We start from the raw sequence: 20285 nt of genomic DNA, 5'->3' as shown, positions 1-20285 counted from the left end.
AGCTTGGATCTCCAAGCTGTTTTTTTACTGCCCAATTAACTAATTGAAAATATGTAATATACTGCTAATAGTGGAATAGATAATGAAAAAAAGATATAGGCTGATGCTTTCAAATACTCTTTTTGGAGAATATAATTAATTGTTTCATTTCCAAATGTAGAAAATGTGGTGTAGGCTCCACAAAATCCGATACCTAAAAACAGCCATACCAATTCACCAATTACCTCATTATACTGCCACTTAAACAGGAAGGCAAGCAGAATTGACCCAGATAGATTTGCTATCCATGTACCAATTACCCGTTTATTTAATAATATAGAAATGGAAAAACGGCAAATAGAGCCTAGAAAGCCTCCTGCAGCCACACAGAGTATACTCATTTAGCAACCTTCTTTCTATTAGCTAGTTTAAAACCGGCATAACAGCAGAGTAAGCCGCCTCCCAAACTGCTAACAATATACAGGATGGTTATAGAAAAGGTAGATGAGTTTAGAGTAATTGTTTCCACCACAAATGTTGAATAGGTGGTAAAGGAGCCCAGAACTCCTGTTGTTAAGCCTGTCATAAGATGAGGGGAGAGTAATTTTCTTCTTTTTTCAATGTTTAATAAGTAACTTAATAAAAAACACCCTAACAGATTAACAGTGAGGGTAGATAAAGGAAAAACAGGTGAATTTGAAATAAGAATCAGAGAAATAAAGTACCTTAAAGTGGATCCAATCATTCCTCCAATTCCAATTATCAAAAGCAGGTTTATGCTTATGCGGGTTTGCATAGCGGGCACAATCCATAGATTTCAAATTTATGGTCTTCAATTTCATAATTTGCTAATGCTTGCTTCACTTCACCCATAGGACATACATCTATTTCTTTTGTTTTTCCACAATCTTTACATATAAAATGATGATGGTGATGATGCGTACATGTGAATCGAAATTGCTTTTCACCGTTAAGCTCTGTTGCTTCTAAAATACCTATCTTTGTATATAAATGTAAGTTTCTGTATATGGTATCAAAGCTAATGCCTTTATACCGTTTTTCAAGTTTTTGTATCAAATCTTTTGCTGTACGATAACCATCTGCTTGTTGAAAAAACTCTAATATTTCCTTTCTTTTACCCGTAGCTTTATAACCATTTTCCTTTAATCGTTTCATTGCATCATTGATATCCATCCATGTTCACCTGCTTTCTTATCCTATTAATTGTAATCTTTTTAATACCGATGGATAACAGTAGTATACCGATTGATATAACAACAATAGTTCCTCCAGGTGGTATGCTGAAATAATAGCCTGATATTAAACCCATAATAACAGCTAATTCACCAAAGGCAATAGACAAAAACATCATTTGTTTAAACCCTTTAGCTAATCGCATGCTGGCTGCGACTGGTAAAGTCATTAGTGCAGAAACGAGCAACACACCGACAATACGAATAGAAGCGGCTATGACAAGTGCAGTTAATACGATAAATAAAAAATGAATTGGCTTTGAATGAATTCCTGAGATTTTCGCATGCTCTTCATCAAATGAAAGGGTAAATAACTCTTTGTAGAATAAGCCAACCAATAAAAGGACAATAACACTAATTGTCAGGATGGAATACAAATCTTTTAGACTTACTGCAGATACAGAACCAAAGAGATAATTAAATAGATCTGTATTAAAGCCGTTTGCAAGTGAAATAAAAATGACACTTAGCCCAACGCCACCAGACAATATAATCGGGATCGCAAGTTCCTGATAAGCCTTGTAAACCCCGCGCAGCTTTTCGATAAAAATAGAACCAATAACTGAAAACGCCATTCCACTGTAAATAGGTGTAATAAAGGTTATTGCAAACTTTTTTTCAATAAATAAACCAAATGCTATCCCAGCTAGAGTAACGTGAGATAGCGCGTCGGCTATTAATGACAGCCGTCTTACGACAACGAAAGTTCCGAGCAATGGGGCGATGACTCCAATTAATAAACCTGTAAAAAATGTATTTCTTAAAAAATCATATTCTATAAAATCTGCTAACATTTAGCTTCCTCCAACTTTAATGATCATGTATAACTACATTTACGGGATGGCCATAAATAGCTGATAAATCCTTTTCCGACAAAGATGTATATGTCTTTGGATCACCATGAAAATGCAAGGTTTTATTTAAACATACAATATCAGTAGCATGCTCTGTCATTGTTCCGGTATCATGTGTAACTAATAATAAAGTTATATTTTGTTCTCTGTTTAAACGATGAAGTAATTCATAAAAACGCTTCACGTTTTCAGTATCAACCCCGACGGTCGGCTCGTCCAGGATTAATAATTCTGGTTCATTGACAAGAGATCTTGCAATAAAGACCCGTTGCTGTTGACCACCAGAAAGGTTACCGATATTTTGGTAAGCAAATTCTAGCATGCCTACCTGTTCAATGGCTTCAAGTATCTTTTGTTTATGCTTTGCTTTAAAAAATTTTAAATAACCAATTTTTGCAGTTAATCCCATTGACACAACTTCAAATACTGTTGCTGGAAAGCCCTTATTAAATGCGTTTGCTTTCTGTGAAACAAAACCAATTTTATTCCACTCCCGAAATGTATCTATATTGTTACCTAATAGCTGAATATTTCCACTATCAGGTTTTATTAACCCTAATATAATTTTAATTAAGGTTGTTTTCCCTCCACCATTTGGTCCCACTAAACCCATAAAGGAGCCTTTGGGTATTTCAAGGTTTACATTTTCCAATACATTTTTTCGCTCATACGCATAACTGATGTTATTCATACTAACGACCGTTTCTGTCATATATACCCCTCTATTCTTACTCTGTAATCTCATTAAGTACTTTCAAGTTTTGCTTCATAAGTGTTAAATAGTTTTCGTCATTTCTAATATCTGTATCTGTTAATACAGCTAAGTTATGAATCGTAACAGCTTCAGCGCCAAGCTGCTTTTGAATAATCTCAGATACCCGATTGGATGAATTTTGTTCAAAAACAATATAGTTAATATCGTATTTTTTTGCTTGGTCAATAATCTGAGTTAATTCCTTTTGGGAGGGTTCATCATTTGAAGATAAACCATTTATTGCAATTTGTTCAATCCCATAACGCTCTTCCCAGTATGAAAAAGCAGCATGTGCAACCATTATCTTTTTATCCTGCTTGTTTTCCAGCTTTTCTGTATAGAGATTACCCAATTCCATTAATTCTTGTTTTAGAGTATTAAAATTTTCGGTGAAATATTTTTCCGAGCTTGGTTGTAATTTTATTAATTCCTCTTTAATTAATTCAGTCATCTTCATCATTCTTTGTGGATCAAGCCATATATGGGGGTTGTGGCCCCCGTGGTGATGCCCATCGTCATGTGTGTGTTCTTGTTTCTGCTCTGTGTGGAATAACTCCTCATGCTTACCAAGCTCTACTAATTCAACCTCTTGTTTTGCAAGAGCATCTGCAGCTTTTTCGGCAAATGCCTCCATGCCTGCACCCAAAAATATAAATGCATTACTTTCAGCAAGGGTTGTCATTGTCTTGGAAGTGGGCTCATAGGTATGTGCGTCTACCCCTGGAGGGTAAATTGTATTTGTATTCACCCGTGATCCGCCAATTTGTTCAATTGCAAATTGGATTGGATAAATGGAAGTATAAATAGTTAACTGATCATCTGTATGCTCTTTTTGTTGGGAACAGGCCACTGTCCCTAAACTTAATAGAATAATAATTAGTGCTAAAAAAATCTGTTTCATGATTTGAATCCTTTCATTCTCTATTTTGTACTTATGATTGAATAGCTCATTCAATAATTCACGTGGAAAGTCAAAAAAGCTACATTATTAAAGACCTTTGCTTTTTTAATTACCTTTCATCATAATAGCGTAATGGTTACGTTTTGTAAACAGTAATGATTACGTATAAAGACAATAAATAAATTATACGAGTTAAAATTAATAAAGGGGCTAAGGCTAATATATTGACAATAAATACTATAGGGGGGTATTGTATAAGTGATGATAAGAAAGGGTGTGTAGAATTGGATAATAACTTATATGAACGTCCCATTCGCCCAAGGTCTGAAGATGAAAAATCTGCAGTCATTAATCGTCTGAAAAGGATAGAGGGACAGGTGCGAGGCATTCAAAAAATGGTAGAAGAAGACCGCTATTGTATTGATGTACTAGTGCAGATCAATGCCATTCAGGCAGCACTAAAAAAAGTGGGCTTTTCAATAACAGAACGTCATACAAAACACTGTGTGAGCCATGCTATTAAAGAGGGAGAAGGAAATGAAGCAATTGAAGAATTGATGGAGGTCCTAAAGCATTTCTCCAAATAGGGAGGGTAATACAATGGGTAATAAAACGCAAACAAGTATAGGCATAACTGGGATGACATGTGCTGCATGTTCATCACGAATTGAAAAGGTACTTAATAAAATGGATGACGTGGAAGCTAATGTCAACCTATCTACGGAAAAGGCCAATGTTCAATTTGATCCTGACAAGGTAAATATGAAGGATATTACAGCTAGAATTGAAAAACTTGGTTATGGAGTAGAAATGAAGAAATCAGATTTTCAAGTTATTGGTATGACATGTGCTGCATGCTCCTCGAGAATAGAGAAAGTATTAAATAAACGAGAAGGTATTAAGCAAGCAAGTGTAAATCTTACTACCGAAACTGCTTCGGTAGAATATAATCCAGCCATATATAAGGAAGAAGATATTATTAAACAGGTTCAAAAGTTGGGGTATGATGCCAAGATAAAAGTAAATAGCCAGGAGAAAAAAACAGAAAAAGGAAAGCAAATAAAGAAAATGAAAGTTAAGCTGGTTATTTCTGTAATTTTATCCCTTCCATTATTATTAACCATGTTTGACCATTTGTTAGGTTTATCGCTTCCGGCTATCTTGATGAACCCTTGGTTTCAGTTCGTTCTGGCGGCACCAATTCAATTTATTATTGGATGGCAATTCTACGTGGGAGCTTATAAAAACTTACGTAACAGAAGTGCTAATATGGATGTATTAGTAGCATTAGGTACGAGTGCTGCTTTCTTCTATAGCTTATATGAAGCCTTAAAAGCAACATACTACTCAGAATATGTTCCGCATTTATATTTTGAAACGAGTGCCATCCTAATCACACTTATTTTATTCGGTAAATACTTGGAAACGAACGCAAAATCCAAAACAACTACTGCTATTTCAAAACTCTTAAATCTGCAAGCAAAGCAGGCAAGACTTGTAGATGAGGGTACAGAGAAGATGATTCCTGTAGAAAAAGTACTTGTCGGGGATGTCATACGTGTAAAGCCTGGAGAAAAAATACCTGTAGACGGTATTGTATTGAAAGGAAGGACTTCTGTAGATGAATCCATGATCACTGGAGAGTCTATTCCAATTGAAAAGGATGCCCAAGCACACGTTATCGGGGCTACAATGAATAAGAATGGATCAATTGATATGGAGGCGACAAAGGTAGGGAAAGATACAGCATTAGCTTCTATTGTAAAGGCTGTAGAAGATGCCCAAGGTTCAAAAGCACCAATCCAAAGATTAGCAGATGTTATTTCAGGTTATTTTGTTCCTATTGTGGTGGGTATTGCCTTTCTAACATTTTTAGCTTGGTTTATTTTTGTGGCTCCTGGTAATTTTGAATCATCATTAGTTGCTGCAATTGCCGTACTTGTAATCGCATGTCCTTGTGCGTTAGGGCTAGCCACGCCAACTTCAATTATGGTAGGTACCGGTAAAGCAGCAGAGAACGGCATCTTGTTTAAGGGTGGCGAACACCTTGAGCGTACACATCAACTTAATGCTATTATTTTCGATAAAACTGGAACCCTAACAAAAGGAAGGCCAGAAGTAACTGATTTTTCCGGTACACATGAAACTCTAAAGCTGTTAGCAAGTGCAGAGAATAATTCTGAGCACCCGTTGGCAGACGCTATTGTAGCATATGCTTTGGAGGAAGGAATTCATTTGGAAGAACCCAATGAATTTCATGCTATTCCAGGGCACGGTATTGAAGCACAAATTGACCAGAACCATATCCTTGTAGGTACTAGAAAGTTAATGAAAAATAACCAGATTGATATTTCTAATGTAGAAGAAAAGGTAAAGGCGTTCGAAGTTGAAGGTAAAACAACGATGTTTATAGCTGTAAACAATCAATATTCCGGTCTGGTAGCTGTCGCTGATACATTAAAAGAAACCGCAAAGGAAGCGGTCGGTCAGTTAGTTGATCTGAATATAGATGTATATATGCTTACAGGAGATAACACACGTACAGCTGAGGCAATTGCACTTCAAGTGGGCATCAAAAAAGAAAATGTAATTGCAGAGGTTTTACCACAGGAAAAATCGGATAAAGTAAAAGAAATCCAATTTCAGGGCAATAAAGTAGCTATGGTAGGAGATGGTATAAATGATGCTCCAGCTTTAGCCATTGCCGATATTGGAATTGCCATTGGAACTGGAACCGAAGTTGCTATTGAAGCTGCAGATGTTACCATTCTAAGGGGAGAGCTTTTGCTTATTCCTAAAGCAATAAAGCTAAGCCATAAAACAATTAAAAATATTCGTCAGAATTTATTCTGGGCCTTAGCTTATAATAGCGCAGGAATTCCTATAGCTGCAGCCGGGTTTCTAGCACCTTGGGTTGCCGGAGCTGCTATGGCATTTAGTTCTGTAAGTGTTGTGTCCAACTCACTTCGATTGAAGCGAGCTAAGATATAAAAAATAATTCGAAAGGGGTTCAAATCATGCAAACAACATTAGATGTAAGAGGTATGACATGTGGACATTGTGAGCAAGCTGTCAAAAATGCTTTGGAAGAATTAACTGGAGTTACTGGTGTGGAAGTACACCTTAATACAGGCAAAGTAGATGTAACGTATGATAATGCTCAAGTAACAATCGCTAAAATGCGTGAAGCTATAGAAGAGCAAGGGTATGACGTAGTAGTATAAGAAAAACTGGTTTCCGACTGCGGAAACCAGTTTTTCTATTTATTTTTGAGGAAAAAGATATTTATTTTCAGAGAAAAATGATAGAATAATAGTTAATAAATTGCACTACATTTTTTATTTGGGGGTAATATAGCATGGAACAACTTATGCGTAACTTCTTTTTATTTTTATCAAAAAATAAAACGCTTACAAAGGCTGCGAAAAATTATGGGCTTCGGTTTGGAGCAGCAAGATTTGTTGCAGGGATAGACATTGAGCATGCAGCAAGAAAAATAAATAATCTAAATGAAGAAGGCTTTGCTGTTACAGTAGATCATCTCGGAGAATTTATTGATAATGAAGAGGAAGCGAGAGAGTCTGCTGCTGAATGTATACATGCCATTGAGGTAATAGGTGAAAAAAAATTAGATTCAGAGGTTTCTTTAAAAATGACCTCGATGGGACTTGATATATCTAGAGAGCTTGTAATGGAGAATATGCGAAAGATCTTGGATACTGCCAGCAAACATAATATAACCGTTACAATAGATATGGAAGACCATACGCGTTGTGGTAAAACGCTTGAAATTTTTAAAGAGCTAAGAAAAGAATATGACAATGTGGGGACCGTATTGCAAGCTTACTTGTATCGTACAGAAGAAGATATGCAAGACTTAAGCCCGTATGAACCATATCTTCGACTTGTGAAAGGTGCTTATAAAGAACCACCTGAAGTAGCCTTTCCGAAGAAAAAAGATGTAGACGAGAACTATAAAAAGTTGATCAAACAGAATTTAGAAAATGGTCACTATACGGCTATTGGCACACATGATGAGAACATCATATATTATGTAAAGAGACTGGAACAGCTTGAAGGTATTTCTCGTGATCAATTTGAGTTTCAAATGCTTTATGGCATTCGGCTAGATCTTCAACAACGTTTACGTATGGAAGGCTATAAAGTGCGTGTTTATCTTCCTTATGGTAATGATTGGTATGGCTATAACATGCGTCGACTTGCGGAACGGCCTGCAAATGTATTGTTCGTATTAAAAGGAGTAGTAAAGTAAAGCATTAGTGTAGACTTAATTGATAGATATGTGATCAATAGATATTGATCACATATCTAAATATAATTAATTATTTTTTTAGTTATTTATTGCGAAATGTCAGAAAGTATTTTATAGTAGTAATAGATGGATAGGGAGCTATCTTTTTATTTTCGCAGTAAAATGAATGAGTATTCATTCAAAAAGAGAATGGGGGACAAAAGATGAAGCAATCAATCAGGCGTGCCGCGGTATTAGGCTCAGGCGTAATGGGTTCCGGAATTGCTGCTCACTTGGCTAACGTAGGTATTCCGACAATTATGCTTGATATCGTTCCACGTGAGTTAACAAAAAAAGAGCAGGAGAGAGGATTAAGTTTAGAGGATCCTGCTGTACGAAACAAGATGGCAGCCGACAGCAAAAAAGCTCTATTAAAGCAAAAGCCATCACCAATTACTTCAAAGAAAACATTAGATCTAATAGAAGTTGGTAATATGGACGATGATATGGAAAAGTTGGGAGAAGTAGATTGGATTATTGAAGTAGTTGTTGAAAATCTGGAAGTTAAGAAAAAAGTGTTTTCTAAAGTGGATAAGTATCGCAAAGAAGGATCTATTGTAAGCTCAAATACATCTGGAATTTCCGTAGAAGCGATGGCAGAAGGGCGTTCAGAAGATTTTCGTAAACATTTCCTTGGTACACACTTCTTTAACCCGCCGAGATATTTAAAGTTATTGGAGATCATTCCAACAAAAGATACGGATCAAGAAGTGCTTCAGTTCATGAAGAAATTTGCAGAAAATGTACTAGGTAAAGGCGTAGTGGAAGCAAAGGACACACCTAACTTTATTGCAAACAGGATAGGGACCTATGGTCTGCTTGTTACAGTAAGAGAAATGTTAAAAGGTGGTTATCGTGTTGGAGAGGTAGATTCGGTTACCGGTCCTATGATTGGCAGACCGAAAAGTGCGACTTTCCGAACATTGGATGTAGTTGGTTTGGATACATTTATTCATGTTGCTAAGAATGTATATGATCAAGTTGAAGGAGCAGAAAAAGAAGTATTTGATGTACCGGAATTTATGAGAAAAATGCACGAAAAAGGCTGGCTTGGAGCTAAAAGCGGTCAGGGATTTTTCCTTAAGAAAAAAGAAAAGAGTGGCAGCATTATTTACGAACTAAATCCGGAGACATTGGAGTATGAAGAGAGACAGAAATTAAAAACCACAGCTACGGAAATGGCTAAACAAGAAAAAGGTACAACTAGAAAATTGAAAGCGCTTGTACCATCGAAGGGTGATAGAGCCGGAGACCTTGTATGGTCTATATTAAAACCAGTACTGCTTTATTCAGCAGAATTGCTTGGTGAAATAGCGGATGACATCGTTTCTATTGATCATGCAATGAAATGGGGATTTGGTTGGGAAATTGGTCCATTTGAGACATGGGATGCTATAGGGGTAGAAAATTCAATTAAGCGTATGCAAGAGGAAGACGAAAGAATCCCGGCATGGGTAATGAAGTTCCTTGAAGATGGGCATACATCTTTTTATAAGAAAGAAGATGGCAATGTTTATTATTATGACCAAGGGAAGTATAAAAAGCAGACGTTTAATAAAAAAGAAATTAATCTTCAATTAACTAAAGAAACAAAAGGGGTCATTAAAAAGAATACGGGTGCAAGTTTAATAGACTTAGGAGATGGAGTCTTAGGACTGGAATTCCACTCACAGAGTAATGCTATCGGTCTTGATATTATACAAATGGTTAATTATGCCATTGAAGAAGTGGATAGGAATTATGAGGGTCTAGTTATCGGAAATCAAGGTAAAAATTTCTGTGTAGGTGCCAACCTGGGTATGATGCTGATGGAAGCACAAGATGATAATTTCTTTGAACTGGAAATGGTTGTGCGACAATTCCAAAACATGGCAATGTCGATAAAATATGCAAACAAACCAGTTATCGCTGCCCCGTTTAATATGACATTAGGGGGAGGAGCAGAAGTTTCTTTGCCAGCGGCAGCTATTCAAGCAGCTCCGGAGACGTATATGGGGCTCGTTGAGTTCGGTGTCGGTCTAATTCCTGGAGGTGGCGGAACAAAAGAACTGTATCTTAAAGAGTTACGTAATTTACCTAGCGGGGTAGATTTCGACCTTTCCAAAGTTGCTAATGATGTATTTGAAAAAGTAGCGACAGCTAAAGTATCCACCTCAGCAGAAGAGGCAAGAGAGAATGGCTTTTTAGATTATAATGATGCGATAAGTAAAAATGCTGATCATTTATTACATGATGCAAAAGAGAAGGCTTTGTCTTTAGCGAAAGCAGGCTACCAAGCACCAAAACGAGAAAAGATACCAGTAGTCGGTGATTCTGGTTATGCTGCTATGTTATTAGGAGCGAAGAACCTGCAATTGAGCGGATATGCTTCTGAACACGATGTAAAAATTGCTGAGAAACTAGCATTTGTTTTATCTGGTGGCAGAGTTAAAGAAGGCACGTTACTAGACGAACAAGTCATGCTGGATTTAGAAAGAGAAGCATTTCTTAGTTTAATAGGAGAACCATTAACACAAGCAAGAATGCAACACATGTTATTAAAAGGGAAACCATTACGTAATTAAAAGGGGGAAGAAATGTGAAGGAAGCAGTTATTGTTGCAGGAGCTAGAACCCCTGTAGGAAAAGCAAAAAAAGGATCACTACAAAATAGTCGGCCAGACGATTTAGCAGCCTTAACGATAAAAGAAACCTTAAAGCGGGCAGGTAATTATGAAGGAACGATTGATGATGTAATTATTGGTTGCGCTATGCCTGAGGCGGAACAAGGAATGAATATGGCTCGTAATATAGCTGGACTTGCAGGCTTGAAGCAAGATGTCCCTGGCATCACGATCAACCGCTACTGTTCATCAGGATTACAAAGCATTGCATTTGCTGCTGAGCGCATTATGGTTGGCGCAAGTGACACAATTATAGCGGGCGGTGCAGAATCTATGAGTCTAATCCCAATGGGGGGGCATGTTATCAAGCCTAATTCCAAGCTTGTTCAGGATGCGTCTGGCTATTATATGGGGATGGGACATACGGCCGAAGAAGTAGCTAATCGTTTTGGAATATCACGTGCCGACCAAGACATGTTTGCTGCACAAAGTCATGAGCGTGCAGCAAAAGCAATCCAAGAAGGTAAATTTACTGATGAAATTGTTCCTGTGGAAGTTACGGAGCGAGTGATTGGTAAAAACAATAAAGTAGAAGAAAAGAAATTTATATTTGAAATGGATGAGGGTGTGCGTGCAGGAACTACTACAGAGGTATTGGCAAAACTACGTCCGGCTTTTCATGTGAAAGGATCAGTGACGGCTGGGAATTCTTCTCAAATGAGCGATGGCGCTGCATCTGTATTGGTTATGGATAAGGAAAAAGCGGTGGCAGAAGGGTTAGCCCCACTTGTGAAATTCCGGTCCTTCGCTGTAGCAGGTGTAGAACCTGAGATTATGGGAGTTGGCCCTGTGGAGGCTATCCCCAAAGCATTAAAAATTGCTGGTCTTCAACTAGCAGATATCGGATTATTTGAACTGAACGAAGCTTTTGCTTCCCAATCATTACGTGTTATTGAAGCATTGGATTTAGACATGTCAAAAGTAAATGTAAATGGGGGAGCAATCGCCCTTGGTCATCCACTTGGTATGACAGGAACAAAGCTAACGTTAAGCTTGATCAATGAGATGAAAAGGCAACAGGTACAATATGGAGTTGTAACAATGTGTATTGGTGGGGGCATGGGTGCTGCAGGAGTATTCGAGCTTCTATAGAATAAAAAATTTTCTAAAATAGAAAGGGGCATTTAGTATGAGTGAAACAAAAGAAAGACTTTTCAAAGGCGGCGCGTTTTTAGTTGAAGATCTACGAGGGGAAGATGTAATCACACCAGAAGATTTTACAGAAGAGCATAAAATGATCGCAAAAACAACGGAGGATTTTGTGATTGGAGAGGTTTTGCCCAAGATAGACAATTTGGAGAATCATGAGTTTGAGCATTCTGTTGATTTGTTGAAAAAAGCGGGTGATTTAGGCTTATTAGGTGCAGATGTACCAGAAGAATATGGTGGATTGGCATTAGATAAAATAAGCTCATCGTTAATTACTGAAAAGTTTTCAAGAGCCGGAGGTTTTTCTGTAACACATGGAGCGCATGTAGGTATCGGCTCTCTACCAATTGTTTTTTTTGGTAATGATCAACAGAAAGAAAAATATCTGCCTAAACTGGCAACTGGCGAATTGTTGGCAGCATATGCTTTAACCGAACCAAGCTCGGGTTCAGATGCTTTAGGCGCGAAGACCACCGCAAAATTAAATGAGGCAGGCACGCACTATATTTTAAATGGTGAAAAACAATGGATAACGAACTCTGCCTTTGCTGATGTATTTATTGTGTATGCGAAAATAGATGGGGAGCACTTTAGCGCGTTTATTGTAGAAAGAGAATTCCCTGGAGTATCAACAGGACCAGAGGAAAAGAAAATGGGTATTAAGAGTTCTTCTACACGCACATTAATTTTAGAGGATGCAGAAGTGCCTGTTGAAAATTTATTAGGTGAAAAAGGACGCGGCCATATTATTGCGTTTAATATTTTGAATGTTGGACGTTATAAGCTCGCTATTGGAGGTGTTGGCGGTTCAAAACGTGCAATTGAAGTGGCAACAAAGTATGTGAAAGAAAGAAAGCAATTTGGTACGCCAATTGCCAGTTTTTCTTTAACAAAGGAAAAATTAGCCACAATGGCTGCCAAAACATATGCGAATGAAAGTGCTGTATATCGTACTGTAGGTTTATTTGAACAGCGTATGGGAGCACTAAGTGATGAACAATTAAAGGATGGGCGTGAAATTGCGCGAGCCATTGCTGAATATCAAATTGAGTGTTCTATGAATAAATATACAGCAACAGAGTGTCTGGATTACGTTGTGGATGAAGCTGTTCAGTTACATGGCGGATATGGATTTATGGAAGAATATGAAGTGGCGCGTATGTATCGTGATTCAAGAATCAATCGTATTTTCGAAGGAACGAATGAGATAAATAGATTTATCGTACCTGGTACTTTATTGAAAAAAGCTATGAAAGGTGAACTTCCATTACTTCAAAAAGCTCAAAGCCTGCAAGAGGAACTTATGATGATGATGCCAGAGGAAGTTGGTATTGAACCATTGGAGCAAGAGAAGTATCTATTAAGGAATGCTAAAAAAATGGTATTGCTAGGTGCAGGATTAGCAGCTCAAAAGTATATGAAAAAGCTTGACCAGGAACAGGAAATCCTAGTTAATCTAGCAGATATGACTGCAGAAGTTTATAATATGGAAGCAGCTATTCTGCGAACTGAAAAAGCGATAGAAAAATCGGGTGCAGAAAAGAATAAACAAAAGCTTCTTTATACCCAGGTTTATGTTCAAGAAGCATTTAACAAAATTGAAGCAGATGCAAAAGAAACATTAATTGCTGTGGAATCAGGAGATACATTACGTATGATGCTTTCTTCATTAAGAAAATTAACTCGTCACACACCAACAAATGTCATTGAAAAGAAACGTGAAATCGCAGCTAAAATAATTGAAGAAGAAAAATATATAGTCTAGGTTTTTACTAAAATCCCATCGCGTATTCTCGATGGGATTTTTTATATTACTTTACGTTCTGTTTAAAAGGTGAAATAACTTGATATAGATATTTATATTTAACATGGTGATTTATATTCATCTTCTCTAAATGAAGAACAAGCATTACTTTTCTTATTATGTAATCAAATTTGATATACTCTTAACAGGATACATAAGAAAGGAAGATGTTGATGGCTGTAACATTCTATTGGTACCCAAATTGCGGGACTTGTAAAAAAGCTAAACAATGGCTGGATGATCATAGTATCTCTTACAAACCTGTACATATTGTCGAAAATCCACCTAGCAAAGAAGAAATGGAGGAGTTAATTGATAAAAGCGGTTTACCTGCAAAGAAATTTTTTAATACTAGCGGTAAAAAATACCGTGAATTAAATATGAAGGAAAAGATTAAAGATGCAACCGTTCCACAGATGGCAGAAATGTTAGCTTCTGACGGTATGCTGATCAAGCGTCCAATTGTAACGGATGGTCAAAAAGTAACCGTTGGATATAAAGAAGAAACTTTTAATGAAAATTGGTTATAAAATAAGATAAAACACTAGAAAAAAATGATTATAACTTGTATAGTTAAATTGGAATTATCTAATGGAGGGATAGCAATGAACTTACCAAAAGATCTATTATATTCAGAAGAGCATGAGTGGGTAAAAAAAGAAGATGATAAAGTCCGTATTGGGATTACTGACTTCGCTCAAGATGAACTAGGAGATATTGTTTTTGTAGAATTGCCAGAAGTTGGCGAAGAAATTGAGTTAGATGAGCCATTTGGTAGTGTGGAATCAGTTAAAACTGTTTCTGAGCTCTATGCACCAATTAGTGGTAAAGTTGTGGAAGTCAACGAAGAACTTGAAGATAGCCCTGAATTTGTAAATGAATCTCCATACGAAAAAGCATGGATGATTGTTGTTGAACCATCCAATAATGATGAAATGGATGACCTTTTATCAAGCGAAAAATATGAAGAATTCATTAAAGAAGATTAATTATAAATAAATCCAAGTTAACTGGGCTGGCATATAACTTTTAAAAAGGTTGTATAGCCAGCCTTGTTTTCATCATATAATGAATTATGTAGACCATATTGCTTGAATTCCTGAGAGGTGTTGTGTAATCATGGCTCATGAATCTGAAAAGGTAATTATTGTTGAAGGGTTAACAGATAAAAAACAAATAAATAAAGTTATTACAGATGACGTAACAATTATTTGTACAAATGGAACGCTAGGGGTGGAGAGGTTCGATGAACTTCTTGAAACATATCATTTGGATTATAAAGATGTGTTTATTTTCGTTGATGAGGATCGTTCCGGATGGAAACTTAGAAAACAATTAGCACGGGAACTGCCCCACGCGGAACACATTTATGTGAGTAGTGAATATCGCGAAGTTGCAACAACCCCGGAACATGTTTTGGCAGCTGCTTTAGTAAATAAGCGGATAGCTGTAAACCCAATGTTCCTTTTTTAGAAGGTGATTTTTTGCAAGAAATTAAGACAGATCAGTTAAAGCAATCTGAGTATTTACTTTATATTTATACTCCCTTTTGCGGTACCTGTTCGGTAGCCAAAGGGATGCTTGAAAAGATTGAAACTGTTCATCAGGAGAACCTTTTTCTTACTATGAATGCCTCTTTACATCCTGAATTCATGCTTGAAAATCAGGTGGAGAGTGTGCCTTGCTTACTAATAAAGCATAATAATGAAATTAAAGAAAAAGTGTATGCATTTAAGTCAATCGGTAATCTGTATACGTACCTTTTGGAATACAAACCAGAATTGTTCTTATCCACCTGATTATATAAACGATTGACAATATGTTAGGCGCATGATACTATTTGTCTATTAATTTTAAACTTAATAATGTGGACTCTTATCTAGAGCGGTGGAGGGACTGGCCCTAAGAAACCGCGGCAACCTTCAAACACTTCTGTTTGAAAGGTGCTAATTCCAGCAAAGTGAAAGCTTTGGAAGATGAGAGAACGAAATGACAATAACTAACGTCTTTCTGTTCTCTTGCAGAAAGGCGTTATTTTATTTTTGGTTCTACATTACTATTGAGAACTTAAAGCATCAATGTATTCCTATAAAAATTTGTTACGTTATTGATTGCGAATTAATTGCGAATACATTTTACTGCTTCTTTACAGCAGATAGAACATTTTAAAATTATTCTTACCGCTCTAATTTTGATGTAGAAACAATCTTTTAGGGCAAAATAGGTTTGTTGTAGTTTACAAGGAGGATTAAGCGTGATTTCCATAAAGGGTTTAAGCAAAATTTTTAACACAGACAAACATAATCAAGTGACAGCAGTTGATGATATAACCCTGTCTATTAATGAAGGCGATATTTTTGGATTTATTGGTTATAGTGGGGCGGGAAAAAGTACGTTCGTACGTCTGTTAAACCGCTTGGAAGAACCATCGGAAGGTCAAATAACAATTAATAATCAAGAGATAAGTACATTGAAACAAAAAGAGCTCCGATTAGCACGACAGGAAATAGGGATGATATTCCAACATTTTAATCTATTGTGGTCTCGCACGGTAAAAGAGAATATTACATTCCCTTTAGAAATCTCAGGTGTTCCTAAAACAGAACGAGATGACAGGGTGCAAGAATTGATTAACTTGGTTGGTTTAGCAGGAAAAGAAAATGCTTATCCATCTCAATTAAGCGGGGGACAAAAACAGCGTGTAGGTATAGCTCGGGCTTTGGCCAATAGACCAAAAGTTTTGCTTTGCGATGAAGCAACATCCGCTCTGGATCCTGAAACGACGAATTCAATCTTAGATTTATTAGTAGATATCAATGCGCAACTCGGCTTGACGATTATCTTGATAACTCATGAAATGCATGTCATACGAAAAATTTGTAATCGGGTCGCAGTAATGGAAAGTGGCAAAATCGTGGAACAAGGAAACGTTCTGGATGTCTTTTTAAAACCACAACAAGATGTTACCCGGAAATTTGTAGAACAGGTAATGGGTAGTAATGAAGAGGAAGAAGACTTGCAGCAACTTATTCAGTCATACAAACATGGGAAAATTATACGATTGCATTTTGTGGGTGAAACTACTAACCAAGCTTTAATCAGTCAAATTGCTAAAAAATTTAATGTGAATATTAACATATTACAGGGTAAAATCACACAGACACAGGCAGGGGCTTATGGTTCACTATTTGTGCAAATGGATGGTGACCAAACTGAAATTAACCAAGCTATTCAGTATATAGAAAAAGAAACCTCTGTAGAATTGGAGGTCGTACAGCATGTTAACTGATTTGTTCCCTAGTATTAATTTAGAAGATTTTTGGGGCGCCACGTATGAAACATTTTATATGACAATCATTGCTTTAATTGGAACGTTTATATTTGGCATATTGCTCGGTTTATTATTATATCTGACAACGAAAAATGGTATATGGCAAAATAAGTTTGTGCATTTTATAGTGGCTGCGTTTGTGAACATATTTAGAGCTATTCCCTTTATTATTCTCATATTACTGTTATTTCCATTTACTAACTTTCTTATGGGGACAATCCGAGGCCCAAATGGCGCCTTGCCTGCCTTAATTATCGGTGCAGCTCCTTTTTACGGAAGGTTGGTAGAAATTGCCTTGAGAGAAGTGGATAAAGGAGTTGTGGAAGCTGCCAAAGCAATGGGAGCTAAAACAAGCACAATAATTTTCAAGGTATTGTTGCCTGAATCGATGCCCGCTCTTATTTCAGGATTAACAGTAACAGCAATCGCCTTAATTGGCTATACAGCAATGGCCGGAGCAATTGGAGCTGGTGGTTTGGGAAGTTATGCATATTATTCCGGGTTTCAGCGTCGCGATTTTGATATCGTATTGATTTGTTCCATTATTATTGTGATTATTGTATTTATCTTCCAATTTATTGGAGACTATATTGCTAATAAATTAGATAAGAGATAAATTAAATTTAAACCAGGAGGAATACAAAATGAAGAAATTAATTACTTTTATTTCATTACTATTAGTACTAGTACTAGCAGCTTGTGGCGGGGAGGACAGTTCCTCAGATGAAAATACAATTAAAGTAGGAGCATCCAGTGTCCCCCATGCTGAAATTTTAGAAGAAGCGAAGCCCTTACTTAAAGAGGAAGGCATTACACTGGAAATAGAACAATATGAGGACTATGTATTACCAAACGATGATTTGGCAAATGGGGATTTAGATGCGAACTATTTTCAGCATATACCATATTTAGAACAAACCATAGAAGATACAGGATATGAACTGGATTATATTGATGGTATACACATCGAGCCGATGGGAGCATATTCAAAAGGAATTAAAAGTACAAAAGATATTCCTAATGGTACCGAAATTATTATGAGTAATTCTGTTTCTGACCGTGGTCGTGTACTCGCATTGTTCGAAAAAGAAGGTTTAATTAAATTAGATAAGAATGTGAAAAAAGCAGAAGCCACAGTAGATGACATTGTAGAAAACCCAAAAAAATTAAAATTCTCACCAGACTATGATCCAGCTTTATTGCCGGAACTATATGAAACAGAAGAAAATGCTCTTGTGGTAATTAATACAAACTATGCAATTGGAGCAGAACTGAATCCTACGGAAGATGCCTTATTTATTGAGGACGAAAAATCACCATATGTGAATGTGGTCGCTGTACAAGCTGAAGATAAAGATAATAAAGCACTGAATAAATTGGTTGAAGTTCTCCATTCAAAAAAGATCCAGGATTTTATATTGGAAAAATATGATGGAGCAGTTGTCCCAGTGGATAGTAGTAAATAAAAACAGAGCAATTAACAGTATATGCTTGAAATAAGCGGAATGTTTATGAAGACAATGCGAATTCTGAAAATTACCATCTCATATGAAGTTATATCCTTCCACATACGTTTATAGACTCATTGAAGCGGGAATTGTCCTTGTGTTACGATAAGTAACGTAAACAAACCGAAAGGATGATTCACTATTAATAGTGGAATAAGTATGAACTACACTCCTGAAATGGAGAAAGCAATGCAACAATCCCATAAAATTGGGTATGCAGAGTATGAACGTAAATTGGAAAATCGCCTCGCAGTAGAAAGAAGAAGAGAACGCGAGTATGAAAAATGTAAACAGCTGAAAGCGGACTTAGAAAGTCAAATACAGAGATAAATAGAGAACTCATTTACCGGTGTCCTTGTGGGCATCGGTATTACTATGTGTTAAGACAGGGCACTATATTAGGTAGAAGTATTAGATTAACATCCTGTGGCAACGATTGCATGACCAACGTCCTTTTGGCCCGCGACTCCTGCCGGAATAGCATGGGCTGAAGATCATGCACGGAGCGTAGCGGAGGAAGCGGCTGAAGCCATGCCGGGCGGCAAAGAAGACACTGTGAGGTAACGAACAGATGTCGCACTTGTACCCGGAGGTGTGAAAGCGTCCGCATGCAACGAAAATCAATGGGGCAATTTCCCTCAAATATTTCACTGAGCTTTTCATCAACAAAGTTACGTCGGAGTTTACTCCAACTCTGCGAATAATTGGTCCGTGTGTTGAGTGACATTGTAATTACATAATATAAGTTTAAAAAATATCCTCATCCATTATACTTGGAAACGGTAAAGAAAAATGAATTTTATTGAAACCAAAATGACAATCGTTAAGCTTAGAAGAATAAAGTTACAATGGTTCAAACCTATACAATCTAAAAGAGTTGATAATACATTCGAAATGATTTAAGATTGTAATGAGAATAAATTGAGAATGGATATCTTATCTATTCAAATATAATTAAATTACTAGTAACTGGAGGTATAGATATGGCAGGGTCAACGTTAGAAATCAAGAATCTACATGTGTCAATCGAAGGTAAAGAGATATTAAAAGGTGTAAACCTTACAATAAAAGGTGGAGAATTCCATGCTGTTATGGGACCAAATGGTACTGGTAAATCCACACTTGCTTCTGCAATTATGGGTCACCCTAAATATGAAATTACAGACGGATCTGTCCACCTTGATGGAGAAGATGTTCTTGAAATGGAAGTAGATGAACGCGCACGCGCAGGTCTGTTCCTTGGAATGCAGTATCCAAGTGAAATTAGTGGAGTAACTACCTCTGATTTCCTACGTTCTTCTATTAATGCACGTCGCGAAGAAGGAGACGAAATTTCATTAATGAAATTCATTAAAGAAATGGACAGTGTGCTTGATTTTCTAGAAATAGATAAGAATATGGCACAACGTTATTTAAACGAAGGGTTCTCCGGTGGGGAGAAAAAGCGTAACGAGATTCTACAACTAATGTTGTTAAAACCGGAAATCGCTATTTTGGATGAGATTGATTCTGGGCTGGATATTGATGCATTAAAAGTTGTTTCCAAAGGAATTAATAAGTTACGTGATGATAACTTCGGTTGCTTAATCATTACCCACTACCAACGTTTGCTAAACTATATTACACCTGACCATGTTCATGTTATGATGCAAGGTCGTGTCGTTAAATCAGGAGGACCGGAGCTTGCTCAGCGTCTTGAAGCAGAAGGTTATGATTGGATTAAGGAAGAACTAGGAATTGAAGACGAAACTGTAGGGCAAAACGCGTAGAAGTAAGGA

22 protein-coding genes and 1 riboswitch are annotated in these 20285 nt (G+C 36.8%); of the genes, 16 read left to right on the top strand and 6 right to left on the bottom strand.

Going from position 1 to position 20285, the window contains the following annotated elements; genetic code table 11:
- Window positions 1-35 precede the first annotated feature (35 nt).
- The 6 genes from X953_RS12960 to X953_RS12935 are packed head-to-tail and all read right to left on the bottom strand — an operon-like array spanning window position 36 to window position 3741.
- Window positions 36-380, bottom strand: coding sequence for a CrcB family protein (locus X953_RS12960; protein ID WP_040955966.1), 345 nt, complete (start codon window positions 378-380; stop codon window positions 36-38).
- The gene (crcB, locus tag X953_RS12955; protein WP_040955965.1) at window positions 377-775 is read right to left on the bottom strand and encodes a fluoride efflux transporter CrcB; all 399 of its coding nucleotides are present in this window, start codon (window positions 773-775) and stop codon (window positions 377-379) included. The genes X953_RS12960 and crcB overlap by 4 nt, the downstream gene beginning before the upstream one ends.
- On the bottom strand, window positions 760-1173 hold the full coding sequence (locus X953_RS12950; RefSeq protein ID WP_040955964.1) for a Fur family transcriptional regulator: 414 nt from the start codon (window positions 1171-1173) through the stop codon (window positions 760-762). Before X953_RS12950 ends, crcB begins: the two co-directional genes overlap by 16 nt.
- Window positions 1160-2026 (bottom strand): metal ABC transporter permease, encoded by an 867-nt coding sequence (locus X953_RS12945; RefSeq protein ID WP_040955963.1) that lies wholly within the window; start codon window positions 2024-2026, stop codon window positions 1160-1162. Before X953_RS12945 ends, X953_RS12950 begins: the two co-directional genes overlap by 14 nt.
- Before the next feature lie 16 nt (window positions 2027-2042).
- Window positions 2043-2798 carry a metal ABC transporter ATP-binding protein gene (locus X953_RS12940; RefSeq protein ID WP_040955962.1) on the bottom strand — a complete coding sequence of 252 codons (756 nt, stop codon included), beginning with the start codon at window positions 2796-2798 and terminating at the stop codon, window positions 2043-2045.
- 16 nt (window positions 2799-2814) lie between these two features.
- A complete protein-coding gene (locus tag X953_RS12935; RefSeq protein ID WP_040955961.1) occupies window positions 2815-3741 on the bottom strand; it encodes a metal ABC transporter solute-binding protein, Zn/Mn family in 927 nt (308 codons plus the stop codon).
- Between the two features lie 284 nt (window positions 3742-4025).
- On the opposite strand from X953_RS12935, the gene X953_RS12930 reads away from it, so the two are divergent.
- From X953_RS12930 to sufC, 16 genes are all read left to right on the top strand, one after another.
- Window positions 4026-4328 carry a metal-sensing transcriptional repressor gene (locus X953_RS12930; RefSeq protein ID WP_040955960.1) on the top strand — a complete coding sequence of 101 codons (303 nt, stop codon included), beginning with the start codon at window positions 4026-4028 and terminating at the stop codon, window positions 4326-4328.
- Between the two features lie 13 nt (window positions 4329-4341).
- Window positions 4342-6732, top strand: coding sequence for a heavy metal translocating P-type ATPase (locus X953_RS12925; protein WP_040955959.1), 2391 nt, complete (start codon window positions 4342-4344; stop codon window positions 6730-6732).
- A gap of 26 nt (window positions 6733-6758) precedes the next feature.
- Window positions 6759-6965, top strand: coding sequence for a copper chaperone CopZ (gene copZ / locus X953_RS12920; RefSeq protein WP_040955958.1), 207 nt, complete (start codon window positions 6759-6761; stop codon window positions 6963-6965).
- Between the two features lie 134 nt (window positions 6966-7099).
- Entirely contained in the window at window positions 7100-8014 is a 915-nt protein-coding gene (locus X953_RS12915; RefSeq protein ID WP_040955957.1) for a proline dehydrogenase family protein, read from the top strand.
- Window positions 8015-8217: 203 nt separating this feature from the next.
- A complete protein-coding gene (locus tag X953_RS12910) occupies window positions 8218-10617 on the top strand; it encodes a 3-hydroxyacyl-CoA dehydrogenase/enoyl-CoA hydratase family protein (protein ID WP_040955956.1) in 2400 nt (799 codons plus the stop codon).
- Between the two features lie 14 nt (window positions 10618-10631).
- Window positions 10632-11807 (top strand): acetyl-CoA C-acetyltransferase, encoded by a 1176-nt coding sequence (locus X953_RS12905; RefSeq protein ID WP_040955955.1) that lies wholly within the window; start codon window positions 10632-10634, stop codon window positions 11805-11807.
- 37 nt (window positions 11808-11844) lie between these two features.
- Window positions 11845-13629 carry an acyl-CoA dehydrogenase family protein gene (locus X953_RS12900; protein WP_040955954.1) on the top strand — a complete coding sequence of 595 codons (1785 nt, stop codon included), beginning with the start codon at window positions 11845-11847 and terminating at the stop codon, window positions 13627-13629.
- A gap of 212 nt (window positions 13630-13841) precedes the next feature.
- Window positions 13842-14198 (top strand): arsenate reductase family protein, encoded by a 357-nt coding sequence (locus X953_RS12895; protein WP_040955953.1) that lies wholly within the window; start codon window positions 13842-13844, stop codon window positions 14196-14198.
- A 75-nt stretch (window positions 14199-14273) separates the two neighbouring features.
- Window positions 14274-14657 (top strand): glycine cleavage system protein GcvH, encoded by a 384-nt coding sequence (gene gcvH, locus X953_RS12890; protein WP_040955952.1) that lies wholly within the window; start codon window positions 14274-14276, stop codon window positions 14655-14657.
- A 130-nt stretch (window positions 14658-14787) separates the two neighbouring features.
- Window positions 14788-15141 carry a toprim domain-containing protein gene (locus X953_RS12885; protein WP_040955951.1) on the top strand — a complete coding sequence of 118 codons (354 nt, stop codon included), beginning with the start codon at window positions 14788-14790 and terminating at the stop codon, window positions 15139-15141.
- A gap of 11 nt (window positions 15142-15152) precedes the next feature.
- Window positions 15153-15467 carry a thioredoxin family protein gene (locus X953_RS12880; protein ID WP_040955950.1) on the top strand — a complete coding sequence of 105 codons (315 nt, stop codon included), beginning with the start codon at window positions 15153-15155 and terminating at the stop codon, window positions 15465-15467.
- Window positions 15468-15540: 73 nt separating this feature from the next.
- A riboswitch (SAM riboswitch) is annotated at window positions 15541-15651 on the top strand.
- A 271-nt stretch (window positions 15652-15922) separates the two neighbouring features.
- Window positions 15923-16957, top strand: a complete 1035-nt coding sequence (locus X953_RS12875) for a methionine ABC transporter ATP-binding protein (RefSeq protein ID WP_040955949.1) — start codon at window positions 15923-15925, stop codon at window positions 16955-16957.
- Complete coding sequence (locus X953_RS12870; protein ID WP_040955948.1) at window positions 16947-17615, top strand: methionine ABC transporter permease; 669 nt, start codon at window positions 16947-16949, stop codon at window positions 17613-17615. The genes X953_RS12875 and X953_RS12870 overlap by 11 nt, the downstream gene beginning before the upstream one ends.
- A 28-nt stretch (window positions 17616-17643) precedes the next feature.
- Window positions 17644-18465, top strand: a complete 822-nt coding sequence (locus X953_RS12865; protein WP_040955947.1) for a MetQ/NlpA family ABC transporter substrate-binding protein — start codon at window positions 17644-17646, stop codon at window positions 18463-18465.
- Between the two features lie 201 nt (window positions 18466-18666).
- Window positions 18667-18837, top strand: a complete 171-nt coding sequence (locus X953_RS20085; protein ID WP_198023273.1) for a hypothetical protein — start codon at window positions 18667-18669, stop codon at window positions 18835-18837.
- A 653-nt stretch (window positions 18838-19490) separates the two neighbouring features.
- Window positions 19491-20276: a Fe-S cluster assembly ATPase SufC gene (sufC, locus tag X953_RS12860; RefSeq protein WP_019378657.1), complete on the top strand. Its 786-nt coding sequence runs from the start codon at window positions 19491-19493 to the stop codon at window positions 20274-20276.
- The last annotated feature ends 9 nt before the right edge of the window (window positions 20277-20285 follow it).

The sequence above is a fragment of the Virgibacillus sp. SK37 genome (assembly GCF_000725285.1).
GTDB lineage: Bacteria > Bacillota > Bacilli > Bacillales > Amphibacillaceae > Virgibacillus_Q.
This window is presented reverse-complemented; position numbering and strand designations above follow the sequence as displayed.